The 21,509-nt window shown below is 52.5% G+C and carries 18 protein-coding genes; 3 read left to right on the top strand and 15 right to left on the bottom strand.

Annotated elements, in window-relative coordinates; all coding sequences use genetic code 11:
* Nucleotides 1-516: an accessory gene regulator ArgB-like protein gene (locus BN2762_RS15860; RefSeq protein WP_055107894.1), complete on the bottom strand. Its 516-nt coding sequence runs from the start codon at nt 514-516 to the stop codon at nt 1-3.
* On the bottom strand, nt 497-1,132 hold the full coding sequence (locus tag BN2762_RS15855) for a hypothetical protein (RefSeq protein WP_055107893.1): 636 nt from the start codon (nt 1,130-1,132) through the stop codon (nt 497-499). Before BN2762_RS15855 ends, BN2762_RS15860 begins: the two co-directional genes overlap by 20 nt.
* A gap of 439 nt (nt 1,133-1,571) precedes the next feature.
* Between BN2762_RS15855 and BN2762_RS15850 the strand changes: the two genes are divergently transcribed.
* A complete protein-coding gene (locus tag BN2762_RS15850) occupies nt 1,572-4,703 on the top strand; it encodes a hybrid sensor histidine kinase/response regulator (RefSeq protein WP_055107892.1) in 3,132 nt (1,043 codons plus the stop codon).
* A 187-nt stretch (nt 4,704-4,890) separates the two neighbouring features.
* Here BN2762_RS15850 and BN2762_RS15845 read toward each other — a convergent pair whose 3' ends face one another.
* The 8 genes from BN2762_RS15845 to BN2762_RS15810 form a co-directional block, all read right to left on the bottom strand.
* Nucleotides 4,891-5,796 carry a TauD/TfdA dioxygenase family protein gene (locus BN2762_RS15845; protein ID WP_055107891.1) on the bottom strand — a complete coding sequence of 302 codons (906 nt, stop codon included), beginning with the start codon at nt 5,794-5,796 and terminating at the stop codon, nt 4,891-4,893.
* A gap of 159 nt (nt 5,797-5,955) precedes the next feature.
* Nucleotides 5,956-7,329 carry an LLM class flavin-dependent oxidoreductase gene (locus BN2762_RS15840; protein WP_055107890.1) on the bottom strand — a complete coding sequence of 458 codons (1,374 nt, stop codon included), beginning with the start codon at nt 7,327-7,329 and terminating at the stop codon, nt 5,956-5,958.
* A 28-nt stretch (nt 7,330-7,357) separates the two neighbouring features.
* The gene (locus BN2762_RS15835; RefSeq protein WP_083484959.1) at nt 7,358-8,212 is read right to left on the bottom strand and encodes an ABC transporter permease; all 855 of its coding nucleotides are present in this window, start codon (nt 8,210-8,212) and stop codon (nt 7,358-7,360) included.
* A 1-nt stretch (nt 8,213) separates the two neighbouring features.
* Complete coding sequence (locus tag BN2762_RS15830; RefSeq protein WP_055107889.1) at nt 8,214-9,083, bottom strand: ABC transporter ATP-binding protein; 870 nt, start codon at nt 9,081-9,083, stop codon at nt 8,214-8,216.
* On the bottom strand, nt 9,064-10,131 hold the full coding sequence (locus tag BN2762_RS15825) for an ABC transporter substrate-binding protein (RefSeq protein ID WP_055107888.1): 1,068 nt from the start codon (nt 10,129-10,131) through the stop codon (nt 9,064-9,066). The genes BN2762_RS15830 and BN2762_RS15825 overlap by 20 nt, the downstream gene beginning before the upstream one ends.
* Before the next feature lie 573 nt (nt 10,132-10,704).
* Nucleotides 10,705-11,010 carry a hypothetical protein gene (locus BN2762_RS15820; protein WP_222861087.1) on the bottom strand — a complete coding sequence of 102 codons (306 nt, stop codon included), beginning with the start codon at nt 11,008-11,010 and terminating at the stop codon, nt 10,705-10,707.
* 237 nt (nt 11,011-11,247) lie between these two features.
* Nucleotides 11,248-12,732, bottom strand: a complete 1,485-nt coding sequence (locus BN2762_RS15815) for a stalk domain-containing protein (protein WP_055107886.1) — start codon at nt 12,730-12,732, stop codon at nt 11,248-11,250.
* Nucleotides 12,733-13,724: 992 nt separating this feature from the next.
* Nucleotides 13,725-13,997, bottom strand: a complete 273-nt coding sequence (locus tag BN2762_RS15810; protein ID WP_055107885.1) for a DUF6809 family protein — start codon at nt 13,995-13,997, stop codon at nt 13,725-13,727.
* Nucleotides 13,998-14,167: 170 nt separating this feature from the next.
* Between BN2762_RS15810 and BN2762_RS15805 the strand changes: the two genes are divergently transcribed.
* Together BN2762_RS15805 and BN2762_RS15800 are read left to right on the top strand one after the other, a co-directional pair.
* Nucleotides 14,168-14,686 (top strand): hypothetical protein, encoded by a 519-nt coding sequence (locus tag BN2762_RS15805; protein WP_055107884.1) that lies wholly within the window; start codon nt 14,168-14,170, stop codon nt 14,684-14,686.
* Nucleotides 14,687-14,801: 115 nt separating this feature from the next.
* Entirely contained in the window at nt 14,802-15,230 is a 429-nt protein-coding gene (locus BN2762_RS15800) for a VOC family protein (protein ID WP_055107883.1), read from the top strand.
* A 160-nt stretch (nt 15,231-15,390) separates the two neighbouring features.
* Here BN2762_RS15800 and nrdF read toward each other — a convergent pair whose 3' ends face one another.
* From nrdF to BN2762_RS15775, 5 genes are all read right to left on the bottom strand, one after another.
* Nucleotides 15,391-16,386, bottom strand: a complete 996-nt coding sequence (nrdF, locus tag BN2762_RS15795; protein WP_055107882.1) for a class 1b ribonucleoside-diphosphate reductase subunit beta — start codon at nt 16,384-16,386, stop codon at nt 15,391-15,393.
* 114 nt (nt 16,387-16,500) lie between these two features.
* Nucleotides 16,501-18,555, bottom strand: a complete 2,055-nt coding sequence (nrdE, locus tag BN2762_RS15790; RefSeq protein WP_055107881.1) for a class 1b ribonucleoside-diphosphate reductase subunit alpha — start codon at nt 18,553-18,555, stop codon at nt 16,501-16,503.
* Between the two features lie 10 nt (nt 18,556-18,565).
* Nucleotides 18,566-18,976: a class Ib ribonucleoside-diphosphate reductase assembly flavoprotein NrdI gene (nrdI, locus tag BN2762_RS15785; RefSeq protein ID WP_055107880.1), complete on the bottom strand. Its 411-nt coding sequence runs from the start codon at nt 18,974-18,976 to the stop codon at nt 18,566-18,568.
* A 351-nt stretch (nt 18,977-19,327) separates the two neighbouring features.
* Nucleotides 19,328-20,302 carry a FecCD family ABC transporter permease gene (locus BN2762_RS15780; RefSeq protein WP_392391596.1) on the bottom strand — a complete coding sequence of 325 codons (975 nt, stop codon included), beginning with the start codon at nt 20,300-20,302 and terminating at the stop codon, nt 19,328-19,330.
* A 69-nt stretch (nt 20,303-20,371) separates the two neighbouring features.
* Nucleotides 20,372-21,427 (bottom strand): FecCD family ABC transporter permease, encoded by a 1,056-nt coding sequence (locus BN2762_RS15775; RefSeq protein WP_055107878.1) that lies wholly within the window; start codon nt 21,425-21,427, stop codon nt 20,372-20,374.
* Nucleotides 21,428-21,509 lie beyond the last annotated feature (82 nt).

The raw sequence follows: 21,509 nt of genomic DNA, 5'->3' as shown, positions 1-21,509 counted from the left end.
TCACCTCCTTAGCTTGATTAACAGCATCGACTGGGCGATAAAGGAGAGACTAAGTACGGGTGACATGATCAGAAAATTGGAGCATACGATCAGTACGGAAAGCAATTTAAGCAGCGGATAATATTTAACGGGAATACGCGTCTGCTGCTGGATTCTCGACGGGGCATAGATCAGGCATAGCGCCGCAGCAATCCCATTGAGAACGAGTACATAAGTTGAACTTAACTCGATCAGGGACAGCACCGTAAATAGGACTGTCGTCGAAAGCACGCATTTCATGCCGGAATTCAAGTGAATTCCGCCGGAAACCTGGCGGAGAAGAGCAAATGATACCAAAATGATCAAAACCTCGTAGGTTCTGCCCGTCAGCGCTGATAGCAGCAAGGTGAGCGATATGATCAGCACGGCGTTCAGCAGCAGGGCAATGGAGTAGCGCAGAACATTCACGGAGGCTGGATGGTCGGGAGCCGTTCTCTTGATTCCGGCCGCAATTCGATCAGCCATCAAATGGATCATAGTCCTTCTTCTCCTTCCTGACTGCATAATATAGAAAAAAGGAGAGCGTAGTAGAGAAGAACAATATATTAGACCAAATCTCGTTCCGGTAAAGAATGATGGTAAAAAATATCAATACGACGAAAATGGTAGAGCTGACGATCAAATCCTCCCGTTTAAAGCGAACCTTCTCGAAGCTCCACGTAAAGCCGATTCCCAGCTTATAGAGCAGCCAGGCGACTAGAGCGATCGTGATCGCACTCGATGTCTGCAGCGCATATCCGTAAATGAGTACGCTCTGCGATTCGATGATAGAATCAAAGACGATCGTGACGATCATTGTCTGCAGCAAACTGAATGCCGAATAACCGATGAGCGTGATTACAGCGGCTCCGACCAAGGGCTCCTTCACAACCGTTGCCACAAAGAAAATGAATAGCATGATGTTGGTAATCGGTGCCAAATAATAGAGGGAGAGCTCGCTGCGCAGCAGATAGCTCTGCAGAGACATCAGCAGAATGACAAACATGGCTTGCCAGAAGTAACTAAGCGGGTTTATCTTGAAGATTGTCATCATGAGCGCGAAAATGCCAAATCCCTCGATGGTTGAGAAGGTCATGAATGCTACGGATTCCATCAATTGAGATCACCCTTTAGCGATAAACATCTACCCTATTCATTTGCGGTCGCTGATGTGACCTCACATAATTCAACTGGATTCCAATGATTTTCCTCTTTGGGAAATTATGGTGTTTTTGTTAATTCAAATATACGATATACGAGCCTATTTTTCAAGCTTATTTTGCCTCTCCTGATAGTTTTGATTCGTTGTACCCAGGATATCCAACAGGTGCTGTACGTTTTTTTCGCCATAGCGGCGCTGCTTTTGAAGGGGTCACTTTCCTGTCTATCCGTCAAAATGCCCTATTCAACCGCTTGTCACAAAAATGGCCCCCTCTCGGACAGGATGATTTTAGGAGATTCAGATATGTTAATATATCCTTAATAGCGCCTTTTTGTTTTCACATATTTTAACTAGAGGGGTTTGGCGTAATCGTCCAAATTGGGTTACTTTCATGACTAAAAGAAAAATACTTCTTATATCTCTATTATTTATATCCATCCTTACGGGCTTTCGTGTGATGTGGATGCATCTCTTCACAGCACCGGCTCACCCGCCCGCTGTTCAGGGGGAACTGGATTTAAGGAACTGGGATGAAATTGCCGATCATGCGATCATCTTGGACGGCCAGTGGGAGTTTTATCCGAATATGCTGCTAATGCAGAATAACGCTGACAAGACAGCGCTCCAAAGTAAGGCCGAATACATAAAGGTTCCGGGCAGCTGGAAGCTTCCCCCGAAGCCGGGCTCCAACCCCTATTTGGGGTATGGATCCTACCGTTTGCGAATTCTGGTCGATCCTGATCGCGGCAAGTCCTTTGGCTTCCATATCCCGAGGATTTCAAGCTCTTCCGAGATATACGTCAACGGCCAGCTGCTTGCGCAGTCCGGGCAGCCTGCGGATCGCAAGGAGGCATATACACCGCAAAATATCCCTTATACCGCTTACTATTCCTTGGAAAAGGGCGAGGTCCTTGATCTTGTTATTCAAGTGACTAACTTTGATGATCCGAATAAAGGCGGGATTGTTCAGTCTATTAGGTTTGGATTGGACCACACCCTGAACCGGGAAGTGGGATTTGCGGCTGACATGGTTCGATTTGCCTGCTTGGCTTATATGATCCATGCGTTGTATGGGGTTGTGTTGTTTTTTATCGGCAATCGGGACAAGCGCTTAATCCACTTCTCAGGCATGATCACCTGCATCGTGCTCGGAACGCTGCTTGAAGGCGAGAGACTGCTGTTTGCTTGGATCCCCTTCGACTATCCATGGGGGGTTAAAACCCAGTTTATCGTCATCGTCTCCGGCGCCTATTTTCTGCTGCAGACGATTCGGCATCAGCTGCCTCATTTCTTGAGAACTACGGGCTCGCTTCTCTTTAACCTAGCAATCGCAGCCGCCATATTGACGATTCTGGTGCTGCCGGCTTTCTATGTATACATGCTGAAGCCCGTCTATCTGCTCTTAATGCTCATCCCTTGTCTGCTGGCTCCAGCGGTCTTGTTCGGATCAACGATCCGAAGCAGCAAAGATAATATCTTTCTGATGCTCGCTGCTATCGCGGCGATCAATAGCTTGATCTGGCTTTTTATCATTTATGCGCTTGGCATCAAGATGCTTTCTTACCCATTCGATCTTATCATTGCTACGATCTGTTTTGCTTCGTATTGGTTCAAGCAATATTTCCAGATTACGGACAAGTCCCAGAAGCTCACGGCGAAGCTGCAAAGAGCCGACAAGCAGAAGGACGATTTCCTCGCTACGGTTGCCCATGAACTGCGAAATCCGCTGCATGGCATTCTGAATATCTCGCAGTCCGTGGCCGAGAGGGAGAAGGATCACCTTGGAAAGAAGAGCGCAAAAGATCTGGAGCTGCTGCTTACGATTGGCCGCCGCATGTCATCTTTGCTGAACGATTTGCTTGATCTCGGAAGGCTGAAGGAGAATCGCATTGAACTGGCGCTTGCCCCTGTCTCCATTCGCAGCGCCGCTTCGACGGTGATCGATATGCTGCAGTTCATGACCGATGGCAGGCAGATCCGATTCAGCAACAGGATTCCCGATGGCTTTCCCCTCGTCATCGCTGATGAGAACCGCTTGATTCAAATTCTCATCAATCTCCTGCATAATGCCGTGAAATATTCGTATGCAGGAGAAGTGTCTGTCCAAGCCACCGCGGAGAACGGCTGGGCGGTGATTTCCGTTGCGGATTCAGGCATCGGCATGGGGCCGGAGGTGCTGGAGAGTATATTTGAGCCTTATGAACAGGCCGCTCAAGGCACTCAAGGCATGACCGCTCCGGAAAGCGGCTTCGGTCTTGGGCTCAGCATCTGCAAACAGCTCGTCGAGCTGCACGGCGGGACTATAACCGCCAGCTCGAAGCTAAATGAGGGCTCGATATTTACCTTTACAATGAAATTGGCCGCATCAGCCCATCCACAGGCCGAACCCAGCTTGCCGCAGGCAGAAGAGTCTGACGCACAGCTGCAGGATAACCTTGCGTTACAGAGTTTTTCCTCTGAGCAATCCGCAGTAACAAGCGAGGGGCTTTCACCTGCAGCGCTGTCCATCTTGAAGCCGAACTCCAAGCCGCTAAGCGACCGGTTCCATCTGCTGGCGGTCGATGACGACCCGGTCAATTTGAAGGTGCTGGAGAGTATATTTACAGATGAACCGTATGAGATATTCACAGCTACCAGCGGATCAGCGGCATTATCCATGCTCGATCAGCACGACTGGGATTTGATCATCAGCGATGTTATGATGCCGAATATGTCCGGCTATGAGCTGACGGCCCGTATCCGGGAACGCTTTTCGCTGTCTGAAATGCCTGTATTGCTGCTGACGGCTTGCAGCAGAGATGAGGATATCGAGGCTGGCTTCCGGGCCGGAGCCAACGATTATGTAACCAAGCCGGTGAAAGCGACCGAGCTGAAATCACGAGTAGTATCCTTAACCAATCTGAGAAGATCTGCAAACGAACGGCTGCGCATGGAGGCGGCTTGGCTTCAAGCGCAAATCAAGCCTCATTTTATTTTAAATACGTTTACGGCGATTGCCGAGCTCAGCAGAGTGGATCTGGAGCGCATGGATGCCCTGGTGGAGGAGCTGAACAATTATATCCGGCTAAGCATCGATTTCCAGAACTCCGATCAAACCACTTCGCTGGAGCATGAGCTCAGCCTGGTGCGTTCCTACCTCTATATTAAAAAGGAGCGTTTCGGCGAGCGGCTGCAGGTCGTCTGGGAGGTCGACGATCGAATAGAGATTCCGATCCCTCCGCTCACCATCCAGCCTCTGGTGGAGAATGCGGTTATCCATGGCATTCTGAGCCGCACGGCAGGCGGAGAGGTAAGGATCAGCGTAACGGAGAACGAGCATGAGGTCGAGGTACGCATTTCAGATAACGGACAGGGCATCGCTGAAGAGAAGCTTGCAGGCATCCTTGACCGGCAGGTCGATAGACGCACTGGAATCGGCATTCACAATACAGACAGGCGGCTGAGGCAGCTGTATGGACGCGGCCTGAAGGTCGAAAGCAAGCTTGGCGTAGGAACGACGGTTTCCTTTTCAATCCTAAAATAATACCTAAGAGCAAGGACCCGCATCGTAATTCGATCGGGTCCTTGCTTGAGATCCTCGCTTCGTGCTCCCTATTAATATGGTTCCAATCAATTGGCACGGATTAAGAAGCCTGTGTATTTTACCGTCTGTCGGCTGTGAGGCGGGTACGTTGTCTATCCTCGCTTAAGCAGCGGCTTCCGTTCCCGCATTATGTCCTGACATGCGTTACGCTTCTGCGGCCGTCGATGCTGACGGGAACGTCGCCGTCCACGGTCACTCTTCGCACGACCCGGTGCTGGTCGCCATAATCATTGATCGCATAATGCTGGGTCGCACGGTTATCCCAAATGACGACGTCTCCGACCGACCAGCGCCAGCGCACCGTATTCTCCAGCCGAGTCACATGGCTCTGCAGCAGGTTAATGATCGTCTGGGAGTCAGCCGTCGACAGGCCGACAATTTTTTTCGCAAAATGCCCGAGAATAAGCGAGCGTTCTCCCGTCTCCGGATGCACATGGACGACCGGATGCTCCGTCTCGTACACCGTGGAGGCAAACACCTTCTTATGGTGCTCGATCGCCTCCTGGGAGATATTCTCACGCTGCGCGGCATAATCGTATTCGTTGGAATGCACGGCCCACAAGCGGTCGGCAAGCTCCCGCAGATCCTCCGGCAGATGCTCATAGGCCGCAGCGGTATTCGCCCATACGGTATCGCCGCCGGATGCAGGAACCACGACAGCCCGGAGGATCGAAGCCTTTGGATAAGCATCTACGAACGTAACGTCCGTATGCCAGGAATTCGCCCGGCCGCCATGCTGCGAATCGAGCTCCAGCACATAGTCCGTCCCCTGCTTGATCGGTACCGTCGGATGGGCCACCGCATCACCGAACAGGGCCGTCAGCGCCTCCTGGCCAGCATCATCGAGATGCTGCTGCCCGCGAAAGAAGATCACTTTATATTTAAGCAGCGCCTCTTTGATCGCCGCAACCGTGGCCTGATCCAAATCCAAAGACAGGGTAACCCCGCGAATTTCCGCACCGATCCGGCCTGCTGCAGGCAGTACCTCCAACGTCGCTCCTTCAACGACTTGACTCTTTCCATCCGTACTCATTGGCATTCCCTCCATAGGATATTTGTTGATTCCGCTTCCCAATGTTGGAGAGGGTTCATTAACTCTTACGCCCCTCCATAGATGATTTCTTGATTCTGCATACCTTTAGTCAAGGATCACAGCGCTTTCGACACCGTCCCCCTACCGCCTCGCACGGCCTTACTTCGGCTTCCCTTCAGCACCCGGCCACCGGGACACGAGCGGCCTAGCCGTATAGGAATTAACCGGCCGTTGCAGCCCGTAATGCTCCCGCAGGGTATGCCCCGTATATTCCGTGCGGAACAATCCGCGCCGCTGCAGCTCCGGGACGACCTGTTGGGCGAAATCCTCCAGGCCGCCGGGCAAATACGGCGGCATCACATTAAAGCCATCACTCCCTCCCTGTGTGAACCACTCCTCCAGCTGATCCGCGACCTGCACCGCGGTTCCCGCGAAGGTGCGATGCCCTCGGCCGCCTGCCAAGCGATGGATCAGCTGCCGGATCGTTAAGTTTTCCCGTCTGGCCAAATCAGCCACAAGCTGGAACCGGCTCTTGTTCCCGTTGATCGCTTCTATATTCGGCAGTTCAGGCAGCGGCCCGTCAAGCGGCACGCCCGACAGATCGACCTTCAGCATGCTGGATAACTGATTCAAGCCATACGCAGGAATCGTTAATTCATGAAGCTCCTGCTCCTTCTCCTTGGCCTCCGATTCCGTCTCGCCGATGATCGCGGAGAAGCCCGGCAGTATTTTCAGCTCGTCAGGATGCCGCCCGTACTTGGCCAGCCGCGATTTCACGTCACTGTAGAAGCTCTGCGCTTCCTCCAGCGTCTGCTGGGCCGTAAAGATCGCCTCCGCATATTCAGCGGCGAATTCCTTGCCGTCTTCAGAGGAGCCGGCCTGCACGAGCACCGGATACCCCTGCGGACTCCGCGGCACATTGAGCGGTCCTTTGACTCTGAAATGCTGCCCGGCATGGTCCAGCTCATGCACCTTCGCGCTGTCCGTAAATTGTCCGGTGACTCGGTCGATGACGAGCGCATCATCCTCGAAGCTGTCCCACAGGCCGATCGTCACCTCCAGGAATTCTCTGGCCCGCTCATAACGCTCGCTGTGCTCAAGGTGAGCCTCCCGGCCGAAATTGCGCGCTTCGATTTCATTGCCTGAGGTGACGATGTTCCAGCCGGCGCGCCCCCGGCTGATATGGTCCAGCGAAGCGAATTTGCGCGCAACATGGAACGGCTCGTTATACGTGGTCGACACCGTGCCGATGAGACCGATCCGCTCGGTAACGGCCGCCAGAGCAGACAGCAGCGTGAACGGCTCGAGGCCGAACGAGGATACGCCGTGCTGCACGTTTTTGCCGACAGCCAGAACATCGGCCAGGAACAGCGAGTCGAATTTCGCCTGCTCCGCGATCTCGGCCAGCCGCTGGAAATAACGGATATCCGTGATCCTCTCCGCCTGTGTATCCGTGCGCCGCCAGGCCGCTTCATGATGTCCAGCGTTCATGATGAACACGTTCAGGTTCATTTGCCGCTTGATTTTCCCCATCCCCTTCATCCTTTCATCGTCTTATGGTCTATTCGCTGAACGTTGCCTTCCAGGAGGTCAGCTTCCGTTCAAGATGAACGAGCAAATAATTAATAATCAGGCCGATGACCGATATAGTCAGAATGCCTGCATACATCTGCGGTATCTGGAAGCTGAACTGCGTATATTGCACCAGATAGCCGAGTCCCGACTTCGCGCCCACCATCTCCGCCGCCACCAGCACGAGAATCGAGCTGGCTCCCGCCTGCCGGATCCCAACGAAGATCGTCGGTACTGCTGCGGGCAGGATGACTTTGCGGAACAGGCTTACCGGGGACAAGCCCATGGAGCGCGCCGATTTGATCAGCAGGGGGTCGACATTCCTGACTCCGCTAATCGTGTTCAGCAGCAGCGGAAAGGCGCAAGCATAGAAGACGATGGCGATTTTCGAGGTTTCCCCAAGACCAAGCAGCAGAATAAAGACGGGGAGAATCGCCAATGCCGGTGTGTTGCGGAACACCTCCAGCAGCGGATTGAGCAGCTCAGCCACCCCCTTCCACCAGCCTATGGCCAAGCCTAGCGGTATGCTGACGGCAACCGCCAGGAAGAAGCCTCCGATCGACCTAGTTAGGCTGGCTATTAAATGATCGGCAAGATCGCCCGAGAGCACCAGCTGCCACCAGGCCGTGAGCACCGTGCTTAATGGCGGCAAAAAGGTCACGTTGACGATGCCGAGACGCGGCGCCAATTCCCATATCAGCAGGAAAGCCACGATCGCGATAGATGATTTGATTCCGCGGTACAGCCTGTCGGCCGACCGTTTGGCAAGGCTCAGCCTGCCTTCCTGCAGGACCTGCTCCGTCTCGAAGCGGACCAGCACCTCTCCCGTACTTGAACCTGCCATGTCAAGCCCCTCCTTTGTCCTTGATTTTTTGCTGATGATAATGAAGACTGCTGGTTTTCTCCTGCTCCTGGGCCCTTTGCACCTCGTCCTTCAGCAAATCCCAAATTTGATGGCGCAGCCTGACGAACTCAGGGTGAGCCCGCAAATCCTCCTCCGAGGTTCGGCCCTGGAATGGAATCTCGACTACCTCCTTGATCCGCCCCGGCCGCGAGCTCATCACCGCCACTCTCTGCCCGAGATAGACCGCCTCCTCAATCCCGTGCGTTATAAAAATAATCGTCTTCTTCGTCGCCTCCCAGATGCGCAGCAGCTCGCTCTGCAGCGTCTCCCGGGTCTGCGCATCCAGCGCGGCAAACGGTTCATCCATCAGCAGCACCTCGGGATCATAAGCGAGGCTTCTCGCAATCGCGATCCGCTGCTTCATTCCGCCCGACAGCTCATGCGGATAACGGTTCTCAAAGCCCGACAACCCGACGAGCCGGATATATTCCAGCGCGGTCTCCCGCCGCTCTTTTTTCCCGATGCCCTTCGCCTCCAGGCCGAACTCCACATTAGCCAGCGCCGTCCTCCAGGGAAATAATGCATATTGCTGAAAAACAATCCCCCGGTCCAGATCAGGTCCGGCAATGGCCTTGCCGTCCAGCAAAATCTGTCCGCTGCTGGGCTTCGTAAGCCCGGCCAGCAGATCAAGCAGCGTCGACTTCCCGCAGCCGCTCGGGCCGACGATGACCATGAACTCTCCCTGCCTCACCTCCAGGTGAATGTCCTGCAGCGCGGAGACCGGCTGCGACGATTCCTTCAAATGCCCCAGATTCCGCTTAATCCGAAAAGCCTTGTGTACATGCTGAATGCTAATTTTTGCCGTTGTCATCGATCTGCTTCCCTCCATCCCGATACGGATTGAATTGATTGGTAAAAATCGCGCTTCCGTCAATCTCGCCTTCCCGAATGGTGCCCTCCTTTACCAGCCAGTTCACCCAGGTCTCGAATTCCTCGGGGGCGATCAACCCTCCGGTGCCCGCTACCCCTGTGCTTTTCCAATATTTGATGCTGCTGTCATCCTCCTTTCGTCCGCGTTCCTTGATGATCTTCGCATAGCGGGCCCTTACCTCTTCGGGGGGTGTCGTTCTCGCCCACTCGATCGCCTGGGCCGTCGCCTCGACGAACTTGCGCGTTGCCTTCGGATGGTCCGTGATGAACTTGTTCGTCAGCACATAGCTCCCTGCGCTGAAGACGCCGAATAAATCCTTATCTGTAAAAAGAGGCCTGATTCCGCCCCGCTCAAGCGCCTTATCCCGGAGCACCCCGCCCAAGGTGGCGACATCCACCTGGCTCGCCCGCAGCGTCTGCTCCCCGGTCACCGGCGGTACGACGACAAGCGTTACCTGTTCAATCTCCTCCGGCGTTAGCCCCTCCCGGTGCAGATACTCCTTGATCACGAATTCATGATGCGCCCCGAGCGTATTCACCGCAATCTTCTTCCCGATCAAATCCTTTGCGGATTGGACCGGACTGTCTTCCAGCACATAATAGCCGGACCAGGTATTGTCATCGACGCCGTAATAGGAGATCACAGGTGTAATCGGCGCCTTGGCTGCAATCAGCTTCACAATGGCTCCGTTAAACGCCCCGCCAAAATCGGTATCCCCTGTGACCACCGCTTGAATATCCTGCGGCCCGCTAATCGTCGTGCCGATGAATTTCAGCTTGAGCGGAGCCAAATATCCCAAATCCTCGGCCAGCTCCGGAAAGGTCACGGCGCCCACGCTGCCCTGATAGCGCAGCTCGGTCACCTCCAGGCCGTCCGAAGCTTCGGTGTGTGCCGCTGACGTCGCTTTATCGCCGCAGCCCGCAAGGAGAACAGCCGCGAGCAGCCAAGTCGCCGCCAAGCTTACCATTTTAAGAGATGAACGATCCATAAATGACAACCCCCTTCAATTCTTGGTGATCATGCGAATCAGACATGTTGCAGCCGCCATTTTTAGCTGATGAGCGAAAAAAAAGAGACGCACTCATCTGCAGATGGCGGTCTCTCCGGAGGTCCGGTCGATGGATTTATTTATTAAATCCCTATCTGATTACTTTGATTTATTGAACATACTACCCTCCCATCGGCTCTGTGTCAATCACTTTTTCACAAAATTTTCGTATTTTTTTGAACGACTTCTTCATGTTTTACAGAAGCTGAACCGATATTGCCGACGCATTAATGAAGTTAAATCTTCGAAATTGACAGGCCCGTACGAACTGCTACGATAAGACTCCATTTTAGAGCATTTCGTTGGTTTTTGACCGGACGTCCAGAGACATCGGCTGTACGCAGTGGCAGCCCATGTCTTTTTTTATTGGCTATGCGCTGCCCTCGCTCGTATTAAACATGGATAGCAAGGAGTGATTGGTATTGCGACAGCAGCCCGTGCTCTACGTCCTCATCCTCGGCTCATTCTTCTCCGCCTAAAGCGTCTGCTCGATGAACGTCGGGCTGCCGGCCTTTATCGAAATTTCCGACTCCGATTTGATGCTTGATACGAGTCTGGCCTATCTCGCCGTCTGGATGTCGTCTGGTACATCGGCATCGGCCTGCCGATGACCCCGGCAATGAATGCGGGGATACATGCCACTGCGGCGGAATAGTATGGCCATGCATCGGCGTTCATGAACTGGCGGCGGTTTAAATTTTTGGCGCTTTGGCTCTGGGCTGGTTCGCCTCGCTGTTCTATGCGCGCCAGAACCTCCATACCACCGTACTGCAGCAATCTGCCCTCACCTCTAGTGCTGATGGATTCACTTTTACGCATACACTTTAGGCATCGACGATTCCTTTGTTGTTGCGGCCCTGCTGGTGCTGCAGAGTGTACCCCTTGCCCTGCTGCTGCGGGAGCAACACCGAGAAAGGAGGATCGGGTAGAGCGAGAAGAGACGTCCCTCACGGCTTAGTTCAGACCTGGCTGTAAATTTCGACTGCCGATCCCTGCTCATCTCGTTAAAAAAGGACACCCTCCTATTAAAGAGAATGTCCTTCTTGTCATCTTGCCCTATGGATTCGGCAGCTCGATTCGTATCGCATGCTGCTCCTTGACCCAGTTTACTTTGGCGCCCAGCGCCTCGGCGACGAAGCGCAGCGGCACCATTGTAGTATAGTTCTCATTGAACGGCTTGAGCTGATCGGCGATTTGTTTCCCGTTCATAGTCGTATTCAGCGTATGGAGGTTAATGACTATATTCATGCTTCCTTTACTTACGGTTACGGTATTCGATGGATTCACCCAGGTCACCTTGGCGCCCAGCTGCTCAAAAACACCTCGCAGCGGAACATAGCTCACATTATTCACGATGGTCGGCGGATAAGTGAAATCCACCGTGGCATCGTTGATCTCGACGCGAATGGAATCCTCGACAAGCTGCGGCTTGGATGGCTTGCCCAGCCCGCCGTGATAAGTCCATTTCATGACCGTGCCATCGCTCAGCAGCGCATACTGCTCCCGCAGACTTGTATTCGCCAGGTCAACCGCGCCCTTGATCCCCTCGACCTGTACCGCTTGATACTCGCTGGCATCCATATAACTATCCCAGACCCATACCGTACCGTCCTTCTTGATTATGCTAAACGACGAGAAGCTGCCTCCGGCAAGCTGCGATGCATTCTCCGCATTCTTCACCTTGATCGGGCTAAGCAGCTCCCCCGCGGTCGGATAGGTTTTGGAGTTCTTCCACACGGCGACCGAGCCGTCCGCAAGCAGCGCCGCCGCTTTCTCGCTGCCTGCGGCAACTGCGGCCGCTTTCCCCAGGCCGTTGCTCTTTACGATCGTCGGCTCCCATAGGCGGTCGGGATTCATCTCCGTCACGGCTGATCCAGTGACCCATACCTGTCCATCCCTGTCCAAAGCAGTGGCGGTCCAAGCCCCTGCGGCAACAGCCTGGATGGCTGGAAGTCCCTCCAGCTTCCCCGGGATGGGGGAAGGCGTATGCACGCTGTCCTTGCTTCCCCACTGCCATACCGTTCCATCCGCGCCCAGAGCCAAGCTTTGGTTGTAATTGGCTGAAATCGAGACAATATCCTTAAGGCCCGGTACCTGCACCGGTTCGAGGACAGGCTGATAAGAGGTTGTCCCGATGCCAAGCTGCCCGTCTTCATTTGCCCCGGTTGCCCACACCGTTCCATCCTTTCGCAAAATCAGCGCATGCATGTGCCCGCCCGCGATATCCTTCACTTCATCGATATGCATCCTCACCGGAGTCTTGACCGGGACGATAGAGCCGTTGCCCAGCAGCCCCCGATCCCGCATTCCTCCCCAAGCCCAGGCGGTCCCGTCCTTCTTAATCGCATATACGGCGTAATCCCCGGAGGAGATTGCCACAACATCGGATAACCATTTGCCTTTCTGACCCGGCATCTGCTCCGTTTGGGCTGCTTGAGCAGTAAAAGGCATAAGCATGGTCAGAGTCAGCACTATCCCCGCGAGGACTGCTCGGCGGCGTCGAAATTTCCCGCGCTTAATATTCATTGAATGATTATTCATTGAATCTCTCCTCACCACTTACAAAAATTTCTTGCTATGAGACATATGACGCGGATCGCTGTTAAAAAGTTTCTGCACAACCAAAAAAGCCGTCCCAAAAATAGAACTTTTGAACACTCTCACCAGTGAAACAATTTGCAGAAGGACCAGTTTCTCTCGTCCTCGATGTGACCAAACACACTCTCCACCTCTCCTTTACGCCGAGCATGAATCGCGGTTTCTCGTTTTAAAAGGATTTATAGTAGTTAGTTTCTGCGGCAAAGAAGGGAAAGCAGATTTAAATGGATTTCATGTCGTTAGAAGAGGGATGTTCGCCATCCTGGGCGGGATTCTTGATTTTAGGTGCATGAAATCCATCTAAACCCTTGAACCATTCATTTAGAGCATCATTAGATACATGAATTCCATTTAATGTTCGTGCTCGATAGCTCATTCTCAAGTTCGATAGCTCATTTTCGAGTTCGATAGCCTATGTTTGTGTTCGCTCATATTCGTGCTCGTTAGCCTATGTTCGTGCTCAATAGCTCATTTTCGAGTTCGATAGCCTATGTTTGTGTTCAATAGCTCATATTTGTGCTCGATAGCCTATGTTCGTGCTCAATAGCTCATATTCGTGCTCGTTAGCCTATGTTCGTGCTCAATAGCTCATATTTGTGCTCGATAGCTTATGTTTGTGTTCAATAGCTCATATTCGTGCTCGATAGCTTATGTTTGTGTTCAATAGTTCATATTCGAGTTCAACAGCTCATTCTCTAGTTCGGTAGCTCATATAAGGCAAGCTAAAGAGGTTGATTCCGCAGAAATTAATTTCGCACAGAAACGGTTAGCTTTCTAAAAAAAAGCCCCTTCAGCCATCTTTTTAATGACTTCTGGGACAGCCCCTTGCCGTGGTTGCAACGGTTGTATGGCTTGCCTGTATCATTGTATGTATCGGCTTTATGTATATTTGGTAAAAAGGTCCTTTCTTTTTCCCAACGAACCCTTAAATTGCGCTACTTCTTCTCGTTCAATACCTCGATCATCATGGAAGCCCCCATCTTAAAGCCCTGAACGAAAGTCGCCTTATTGTGGATCGAGTTCGACTCCCCTTGCAAATCCAGCATCGCTTCCAGCTGCCTGAAATCTTCCTCCGACAGCTTCTGCCGCCACAGCTGCATCATCTCTGATATTTGCTGATTCAACATACGATATCTTGGATCATCGGGAACAATCTGCTCGCTCGGGTACAGCTTTCCGTAATAGAGATCTTCTATAATGCTTTTCACTTGGCAGCCTCCTTCCTGTTTCGCATAAGACTATTATATTTCAATTTTGTCTGGAAAAGGGGATTTAGTGAGACAATCGCTAAATGATTTAGCAAAATGCTAGTCTAAACATCTGCCCAATGTTATAATAGCCTTTTGTTTTGTAATATAATAGATCGAGAGGGATTAATGTGAAACCGAAGTATTTTATTGTTTTTTTCTTATGTCTTGTGGTAATGACAACAGGGATAGTCGGGTGCAGCTCAAATGAAAAACTCTCGCAAAAGGATTTTTACGGAATATCGTTTAAGATTCCTGCTGAATGGGGAGAACCAGCTGGGGAAAGTAAGGATCATATCACATACAGCCTTGGATTGAACGGACCAACGACGAGTATCTTTTACATTTATGCTTTCCCGAAAGATACATACAGAAGCAAATTTTATAATGAAGAAAGCCATACATACAAAGGCGTTTTTGAACTTAGCTCAGAGGAGAAGTTGAGCAACAAGTTAAATCTCATGATTATGAATTTGAGTAATCATGAATATATTGCAAGGGATGAATCGGCCCCTGAAAATCTTATCCTGCTTGCTTTTGTAGAAACAAAGGATCATGTTCTAGAGGTAACTATGGAAATACCAGTAGAGTACTATGAGAATAACAAAGAACTTATTCACTCCATTTATAACAGTATTAGAATAAAATAATTAAATTAATTATCGACCTTGCGATATTTAAAATTCAGCATAATTTATTTTGATTTCGCCCAATGCTACAATAAGGAAGTCAAGCATAATCCTAATCCTATAAGGAGTGTGGCCAATGGCTGTTGATGTGTATTTCAATTTTAACGGGAACTGCCGCGAAGCTGTAGAGTTCTACGCCGATGTATTTAACACCGGAGCACCGCATATCATGACCTTTGGAGAAGCCCCGCCGAATCCGGAATACACGCTTCCCGAAGAAGCGAAGGATCTAGTCATGCACGCACGCATCAACATCAAAGGAAGCAACGTGATGTTCTCCGATGTATTTCCGGGAATGCCTTACGTGCAGGGCAACAACATCACCCTAGCCTTTATCAGCGATGATCTGGAAGAAGTCAAGTCCGTGTTCCATAAATTGAAGGAAGGCGGCACGGTGAACATGGAGCTGCAGGAGACGTTCTGGAGCAAATGCTATGGCAGCGTCAAGGACAAGTTCGGCACCGAGTGGCAGGTCAGCCATGACAGCGGCGAAGCCGCCATGTAACTTAAAGACTGAACGAGCGAGCATTCGCATCAAGAATAATGCATGAACCAGCATGCGCCAACATGTACCAATATGTACCAATATGTATCAACAAACATCCCATCACACGCCTAGTGTAATGGGATGTTTGTTCTTGCAAGCCGCAACCAGTGCAGCATGATTACCAAATATTCGATTCCTTCACCCTTTGGTCCAGAAACGCAAAGTCATCGTCACGCAGCGGCTCGACAGTGCCTTTCTGATACCCCTTCCCCTTCGTGGAGAAGAAGTCGTGCGTGCTCGTCTCTGTGCGGATTCCGTTCAGCACCACCGGGTTGATCTCCTCCTCTTCAAAGGCCGGCTCGATCCCAAGGTTCATTAACGCTTTGTTCGCGTTGTAACGGATATACTTCTTCACTTCATGGGTCAGGCCGATCGGATCGTACAGCTCCTCGGTATACTCCAGCTCGTTCTTGTACAGATCCATCAGCAGCTCGCTCACGAACTTCTCAGCGATATCCTGTTCCTCCGCGCTGAGCTGCTGGAATACCTCCTGCGCCAGCAGGCCGACAAATACGCCGTGGACGCTCTCGTCGCGGATGATCAGCTTGATGATCTCCCCGCTCGCCACCATTTTGCCCTGTCCCGCCAAATACAGCGGATAGAAGAACCCAGAGTAGAACAGGAAGCTCTCCAGGAAAACCGAGGCGACCATCGCCTGATACAGGCTTAGCTGCTCGCCCTGCTCGATATTCCGATAATAGGAATCGATCCGCTGTGTTTTATACTGCAAATATTTATTGCCGCGCACCCATTGGAAGGTCTCGCTGATCCTCTCACTGCTGGCCACCGTCGTGAAGATCGTGCTGTAGCTCTTCGCATGGATTTCCTCCATCGCCGCCTGGAAGATCAGAATCGCCTTCTTCTGCTTCCCTTCCACATGCTGTGCGATCAGCGGCATACCGACATTCCCTTGCTCCGTATCAAGCAGCGTCAGGCCGCCCAGCACCTTCATAAATGTATTCTTCTCCGCGCTGCTTAGCTCGGTCCAGGACTTCAAGTCCTTGGATACCGGAATTTCCGTGTCCAGCCAAAATTGCGAAGTATTCTGCGTCCAGAGCATTTCCGTATAATCCGTTTCCGGCGCGTTCCAGTTCACCGCTTCGAACTTTGTCATTCTGCATTTTCCTCCTGTACTCTGCCAAGCTTAAGTGCCCCGTGCACTATGCTGCATTTCACCAGCAATTCATCACTGCGTACCCGCCTGCGGCGGCCTCAGCAGCCTATCCGTTTAAATGACGCAGCTGATGCACTCTTCGATTGTTCTTTTTCTCGTCCGGGTATAATAGAGGGTTTTTAGCCCTTTTTTCTGCGCATAGATATAGTATTTCGCCAAGTCCCTCGTCGTCAGATTATCCTTCACGTACAGAATCGTTGAAATGGCCTGGTCGATGTGCACCTGCACCTCTGCCACAAGATCGATCAGATTGAACATATCCATATCGTAAGCTTCTTTATAGAAGAAATAATTGCTTTCGTTCAGGAACGGCATCGGGTAAATCGTCTTGGAATCGCCGTACTCCCGCTCCTCGATGCGCTGCGTAATCGGCGCGATCGAAGCTGTCGACGACTGCAAATACGAAATCGAGCCCGTCGGCGCAATGGCCAGGCGATAAGCATGGTACAGCCCGTGCTTCATCGTCTCTTCCTTGAGACGGAGCCAATCCTCGCGGGTAGGGATCGGATGGCCGGCGAACAGCGCCTTCACCTTGTCCGTACGCGGCGAATAATCATTCTCCTCGTAGCGCTTGAAATAAGCCCCGCTTGCATATTCGCTAAGCTCGAAATCCTTGAACGTCACCTGCCGTTCCCGGGCAATCATCATCGAGCGCTCGATCGAATAGTAATTCAGCATCATGAAGAACGTGCGCGCAAAATCGATCGCTTCCTTGGACTCATAAGGAATATGGTTCAGCGCCAAAAATCCATGCAAATTCATCGCCCCAAGGCCGACGGAATGCAGCTCCCGGTTCGCCTTAGCCACAGAAGGCACGATCTCCAGCTCGGTCCGGTCGCTGACCTCGGTCAGGGCGTCCATCGCCAGATGCACCGTCTCGCGCATCCGCCGGTTCTTCATCACGTTCACGATGTTAAGCGAGCCGAGGTTGCAGGAAATATCGCGCTGGATCACATCCTCCTGGCCATAATCGTTAATCGTCGACACTTCGCTCAGCTGCGCAATCTCGCTGCACAGATTGGAGAACTTCACGCGCCCGATTTTCTTCAGGGCATGCTGCTCGTTCGTATTATCCACGTACATGATATACGGATAGCCGGATTCCATTTGCGTTTGCGCAATTTTGATGATCAGATCGCGCGCCACGATTTTCTTCTTCCGCACCCGAGGATTGTTTACTAGCTCATCATACATCGCCGTCAAGTCCATATCGTCCAAATGCACTCCGTATTCCTGGTAGACCGTATGCGGATAGAACAGATACATGTCTTTATCCTGCTCGACCAGCTCGAAGAACTTGTTCGGCGCTACAACGCCCAGAGACAATGTCTTGATGCGGATTTTCTCGTCGCTGTTGATCTTCTTCGTGTCGAGAAACTCATGAATGTCCGCATGGAACAAGTTGAGGTAGACGACGCCGCTGCCGTCCCGCTGGCCCAGCTGGTTCGCGTAAGAGAACGCGTCCTCGAACAGCTTCATCACGGGCAGTACGCCGCTCGCCTTGCCATCGAGGCCTTTGATTTGCTCGCCGGCCGCGCGGATTTTGCTGAGATTCAGGCTGACGCCCCCGCCGATCTTGCTAAGCTGCAGCGCTGAATTGATCGCGAACCCGATCGCATTCATGGAGTCGTCAACCTCCAGCAGGAAGCAGCTGACCAGCTCGCCGCGGCGCTTCTTGCCCGCATTGAGGAACGTCGGCGTAGCTGGCTGATATTCCTGGGAGATCAGGACATCTGCATATTCCCGGGCTTTCTTGATGTCGCCATCGCCGAGAAACAACGCCGTAACGGCGATCCGATCCTCATAGCGCTCAAGGAACTTCGAGCCGTCGTTCGTTTTCATCGCATAGTTATTATAAAATTTGAAGGCGCTCATGAAGGACGGGAACCGGAATTTCCGTGCATACAGGCCGTCATACAGCTTCTTCACGTCGTCGAAATCGTATTTGGCGAACAGCTCTGCCTCGTAGTAATCATGCTCGATCAGATAATCGATCTTCTCCTTTAGGTCATGGAAGAACACCGTATTCTGATTCACGTAATCGACGAAATAGCTGCGGGCCGCCTCCAGATCCTTATAGAACTGGAACTTCCCGTTCTTCTGCACCATGATCTCATTGTTAAGCTGTATCCAATTGGGAATTTGTGTTTGCGTAAGCGGTTGAGCTGGCGTTAATGTAGTCAATTTGCATAACCTCCTGTTTGAATCGCTCGACATCCTTCTTGGTGCCGCTGAGCTCGAATTTCATCAATAAAGGGACGGAATACATCTCCGCAACCTGATCCCCGGCCAAGCCATAGCGAACGCCCCAGTTCGTATTGCCGCTGGCAGCCACGCCCTGCAGCAGATCGCCGTTAGCCTCGAGGAATTCCAAGGTCGACGCTGGAACCTGGCCGAAGCCTGTCGTATATGTAATGAGTACAAATGGCCGGTCAACGACCAGTCCGTCTCGAATCTGGACATGCTCCACATCCAATTTGCTGACGAATCGTTTAACGTTACCCGTCTTCGAATCATAAACAACGAGCATTGCTTTCCCTCCCGTGAAGAAATGGCCCACCCGCAGGTGATGAGCCATAGGCGTCATTCTAATGTGTACAATCCCATATCTCCAAGCTTCACACTATATATGGTGTCTAATGACTAGGTTTCATACAAAATATAGTGCGTGTTTGTAATATACCTGTTTTCCCAAAATTAATCAAGAGATATTTCCCCATCCTGTGCAATTTCATACAACCAGAAAACGCTCTTTAAGCAGTTCATTCTCCGGCTGCAAGTGGAGTCCTTCAAAATCGAAACGGAACATGCCCGCCCTTCTTCTGCGCACAAAAAAAAGCTGCAGCCTCTGCCCCATCGCGGGCTGCCGCAGCTTTATAGACTAGCCTTTCACTTTGGTCAGCAAATAGAGAAAATACGGCGCGCCAATCACCGCTACAACGATCCCCGTCGGTATTTCCGAGGGCTGCAGAATCAAGCGTCCGATCGTGTCGGCAACGATGACGAGCAGCGCTCCGGTCAACGCTGAGGCCGGCAGCAGCAGCTCATGCTTCGGACCGACGAGCCGCCTCGCCAAATGCGGAGCGATCAGGCCGACGAAGCCGATGCCTCCGCTCACCGCCACCGAGGAGCCGGCCAGGCCGACCGCCGCCGCGAGCAGCAGCAGGCGCTCCCTCTCCACGGACGCCCCGAGCCCGGTTGCCGAATTCTCGCCCAGGTTCAGAACATTCATCACCCGGGCTTTGGAGAACACCAGAGGAAGCAGCACGATGATCCACGGCAGCAGCGCCAGCACGAACTTCCAGTTGGAGCCCCAAATGCTGCCCGCGAGCCAGGTAGCCATGAACTGATATTTTTGCGGATCCAGCTTCAGCGTCAGTACGATCATGGCCGAGCTGATTCCAGCCGCAACGCCAATCCCTGTCAGAATTAGCCTTGTCGGCGATATGCCCTCATTCCGCTTATAGGACAGGGCATAGATTAGCGCCGCGGTCAAGCCAGAGCCGATCAGCGCAAGCACAGGAAGCAGGAAGATAGACCGGAACGATGTTGTCGGATAAAAGGAAATATACAGCATCACCATAAGCCCCGCGCCGGCATTGATGCCCAGGATGCCCGGGTCGGCCAGCGCATTGCGGGACAGGCCCTGCAGTATGCAGCCCGATACGGCCAGCCCTGCACCGATGAGCACAGAAATAACGATGCGCGGGAGACGGAACTCGAATAAAATGAGCGACTGCTTCTCTGTCCCCATCCCGAATAGCGTTCTGGCCACGTCCAGCGGCGATAGCCGGATATAGCCCGTATTCATGCTCACAATAAAGGCGCAGACGATCAATAGGCACAGGATCGACATTACCAGAATTCCGTGCTGCAGCCTGCGCTTGCCTGAAGCTGAAGTTACTGCCTTATTGACGGGTTCCATCTATAATTCCCTCCTCTCTTTACGTGCGAGATAGAGGAAGAACGGCACCCCGATTAACGCGATAAGCGCACCGAGCGGCGTTTCCGCCGGGGCATTGATCATTCTTGCCGCCAAATCGGCAAAGACGGTCAGCAGGCTGCCGAGAATCGCCGAGCAGGGAATAATCGAGCGGTAATCGACACCGACAAGAAAGCGGGTTAAGTGCGGGATGATCAGGCCGATAAAGCCGACAGAGCCGACGACCGCCACCGATGAGCCGGCAAGAATAAGCACGATGATCGTGCCTGCCAGCTTGACCAGCCCGGTCCGCTGCCCAAGGCCGACAGCCACCTCTTCCCCCAGGCTTAGCATCGTAATCGACCGCGACAGCGCCATCGCCCCGATCAGCGCGCCTCCCACCCAGGGGAGCATGATTTTCAGCTGGAACCATTTTGTCCCGGCCACCCCGCCCGCATACCAAAAGGCCAGGTCCTGACCGACCTGAAAATACAGCGCAACACCCTCGCTGAGAGCTACAAGCAATGCGCTGACCGCCGCCCCCGCCAATACGAGGCGCACCGGGGTCGCTCCTCCCTTCGACAGCGAGCTGATTCCGAAGACGAGCGCTGCTCCGGCACCCGCCCCCAGGAAGGAGAACAGAATGAGCAAATTAAACGATAGCCCCGGAAAAAAGGCAAAGCATAGCGCCAGCGCAAGGCCTGCTCCGGCATTGAGCCCGAGCAGCCCGGAATCGGCCATCGGGTTGCGGGTCATTCCCTGCATGAGGGCTCCCGCCACGGCAAAGCCCGCCCCGACCATGGCGCCGCCAAGAATGCGGGGCAGGCGTATTTCCTGAATGATCTGATGCTGCGTCAGCTCCGGATTATAGCGAAATACCGCTTCCCACACCGTCACGAAGCGGATATCCGCTGCGCCAAATGACACCGAGAGCGCAATTCCCAAAATTAATGCCGCGATTCCCCCAAGTAGAATCAAGGAGACGACAACCGGCCTTGCTCTCTGCTTCGACACGGGCAGCCGCCCGCCCGTCTTCGTCGTTTCTACCATATCCATCATACAAAAGTTCTCCCCATCCGCAAAGCGCGAACCGCAAGCTCAAATCTATACGGATTCTGCGCCTGTTCAAAATTGCTGCTCT

The sequence above is a fragment of the Paenibacillus ihumii genome, assembly GCF_001403875.1.
Lineage (GTDB): Bacteria > Bacillota > Bacilli > Paenibacillales > Paenibacillaceae > Fontibacillus > Fontibacillus ihumii.
Note: the sequence above shows the minus strand (reverse complement) of the source record. Positions and strands in the feature narration are given on the sequence as shown.